Source organism: Microcoleus sp. PH2017_24_DOB_U_A, from assembly GCF_020738205.1.
Lineage (GTDB): Bacteria > Cyanobacteriota > Cyanobacteriia > Cyanobacteriales > Microcoleaceae > Microcoleus.
Genome location: NZ_JAEQCT010000189.1, coordinates 1 through 2,500, shown reverse-complemented (window position 1 = coordinate 2,500; position 2,500 = coordinate 1). Strand labels below are relative to the sequence as shown.

Sequence of the window (2,500 nt, the reverse complement as noted above, 5' to 3'; positions counted from 1 at the left end):
CCGGGGTTCTTTTCACCTTTCCCTCGCGGTACTGGTTCACTATCGGTCACACAGTAGTATTTAGCCTTACGAGATGGTCCTCGCTGATTCACACGGGATTTCACGGGCCCCGTGCTACTCGGGATACAGTCACGCTCTTTTCTACTTTCGACTACAGGACTTTCACCTTCTCTGGTGCAGCTTTCAACTGCTTTGTCTAGCTTGAAGATACGTTAATTGACTGTCCCACGACCCCAAAAGTAAAAACCTCTGGTTTAGGCTGTTTCCCGTTCGCTCACCACTACTTGGGAAATCGCTATTGCTTTCTCTTCCTCCAGCTACTAAGATGTTTCAATTCGCTGGGTTCGCCGCAATCAGTCTATGTATTCAACTGATGCTTACTGGGTTGCCCCATTCGGACATCTCCGGATCAATGCTTGCTTCCAGCTCCCCGGAGCTTATCGTCGGTCGCCACGTCCTTCTTCGCCTCTGTGTGCCTAGGTATCCACCGTTAGCCCTTTGTAACTTGACCACTTTCTTCTTTGATGGTGGTCTGCTTCTCAGATTTTCCGACGCATCGGATTACTTACTAAGCTTGATGATGACTTAATTTCTATGCAGTTTTCAAGGTTCTGACTAGAGTTCTAGACTCCAGCATTAGTGAGAGTGGAGGTAAGCGGACTCGAACCGCTGACTTCCTGCGTGCAAGGCAGGCGCTCTACCAACTGAGCTATACCCCCACTAAGCAAGTGCCTGTTTTTTGAGCGCCTGAGTCCTGAATTTTCATTCGTCGCTCATTACTTCAAATTCATCACTTTTTTCCAGGTGGGCCATCCTGGATTTGAACCAGGGACCTCACCCTTATCAGGGGTGCGCTCTAACCAACTGAGCTAATAGCCCATTTCCCGAACCAGTTAATAGTTTGAAAGCTTTGACATCTATTTCTCGAACGACCAGGGATACTGATTGCTACCTCTTCTTTAGGTTCGGTAGTTTCTCAGATGGTCTCCCTAAAAGGAGGTGATCCAGCCACACCTTCCGGTACGGCTACCTTGTTACGACTTCACCCCAGTCATCAGCCCTGCCTTCGGCATCCTCCTCCTCGAAAGGTTAGAGTAATGACTTCGGGCGTGGCCAACTTCCATGGTGTGACGGGCGGTGTGTACAAGGCCCGGGAACGGATTCACCGCAGTATGCTGACCTGCGATTACTAGCGATTCCGCCTTCATGCAGGCGAGTTGCAGCCTGCAATCTGAACTGAGGCAGGGTTTACGGGATTAGCTCGCCCTCGCGGGTTGGCTGCCCTCTGTCCCTACCATTGTAGTACGTGTGTAGCCCAGGACGTAAGGGGCATGCTGACTTGACGTCATCCCCACCTTCCTCCGGTTTGTCACCGGCAGTCTGTTTAGAGTGCCCAACTTAATGATGGCAACTAAACACGAGGGTTGCGCTCGTTGCGGGACTTAACCCAACATCTCACGACACGAGCTGACGACAGCCATGCACCACCTGTGTTCGCGCTCCCGAAGGCACTCTTCCCTTTCAAGAAGATTCGCGACATGTCAAGTCCTGGTAAGGTTCTTCGCGTTGCATCGAATTAAACCACATACTCCACCGCTTGTGCGGGCCCCCGTCAATTCCTTTGAGTTTCACACTTGCGTGCGTACTCCCCAGGCGGGATACTTAACGCGTTAGCTACGGCACTGTCCGGGTCGATACAGACAACACCTAGTATCCATCGTTTACGGCTAGGACTACTGGGGTATCTAATCCCATTCGCTCCCCTAGCTTTCGTCCCTGAGTGTCAGTTATGGTCCAGCAAAGCGCCTTCGCCACCGATGTTCTTCCTGATCTCTACGCATTTCACCGCTACACCAGGAATTCCCTTTGCCCCTACCATACTCTAGCTGTTCAGTTTCCACTGCCTTTCCGAGGTTAAGCCCCGGTCTTTGACAGCAGACTTGAACTGCCACCTGCGGACGCTTTACGCCCAATCATTCCGGATAACGCTTGCATCCTCCGTCTTACCGCGGCTGCTGGCACGGAGTTAGCCGATGCTGATTCCTCTGGTACCGTCAGGCTGCTTTCACAACTTTCTTCCCAGAGAAAAGGGGTTTACAACCCAAGAGCCTTCTTCCCCCACGCGGTCTTGCTCCGTCAGGCTTTCGCCCATTGCGGAAAATTCCCCACTGCTGCCTCCCGTAGGAGTCTGGGCCGTGTCTCAGTCCCAGTGTGGCTGATCGTCCTCTCAGACCAGCTACCGATCGTCGCCTTGGTGAGCTTTTACCTCTCCAACTAGCTAATCGGACGCGAGCTCATCTTCAGGCTATAAATATTTTCCCTTTCGGTACATCGGGGGTTAGCAGTCGTTTCCAACTGTTGTCTCCGTCCTGAAGCCAGATTCTCACGCGTTACTCACCCGTCCGCCACTAAGTATTTCTACTCCGTTCGACTTGCATGTGTTAAGCAGACCGCCAGCGTTCATCCTGAGCCAGGATCAAACTCTCCGTGTTGGATTGTT

2 tRNA genes and 2 rRNA genes (1 of these 4 cut by a window edge) are annotated in these 2,500 nt (G+C 52.0%); all 4 read right to left on the bottom strand.

Annotation, left to right across the window (positions count from 1 at the left end):
• Positions 1-511: ribosomal RNA gene (locus tag JGK07_RS32695) — 23S ribosomal RNA — on the bottom strand (it extends 2,393 nt beyond the left edge of the window).
• A gap of 135 nt (positions 512-646) precedes the next feature.
• Positions 647-719 (bottom strand) — tRNA-Ala (locus JGK07_RS32690).
• A gap of 86 nt (positions 720-805) precedes the next feature.
• A tRNA-Ile gene (locus JGK07_RS32685) sits at positions 806-879 on the bottom strand.
• A gap of 113 nt (positions 880-992) precedes the next feature.
• Positions 993-2,492, bottom strand: a 16S ribosomal RNA gene (locus tag JGK07_RS32680).
• Together the 16S and 23S rRNA genes with 2 tRNA genes alongside form the textbook arrangement of a ribosomal RNA operon.
• Between the last annotated feature and the right edge of the window lie 8 nt (positions 2,493-2,500).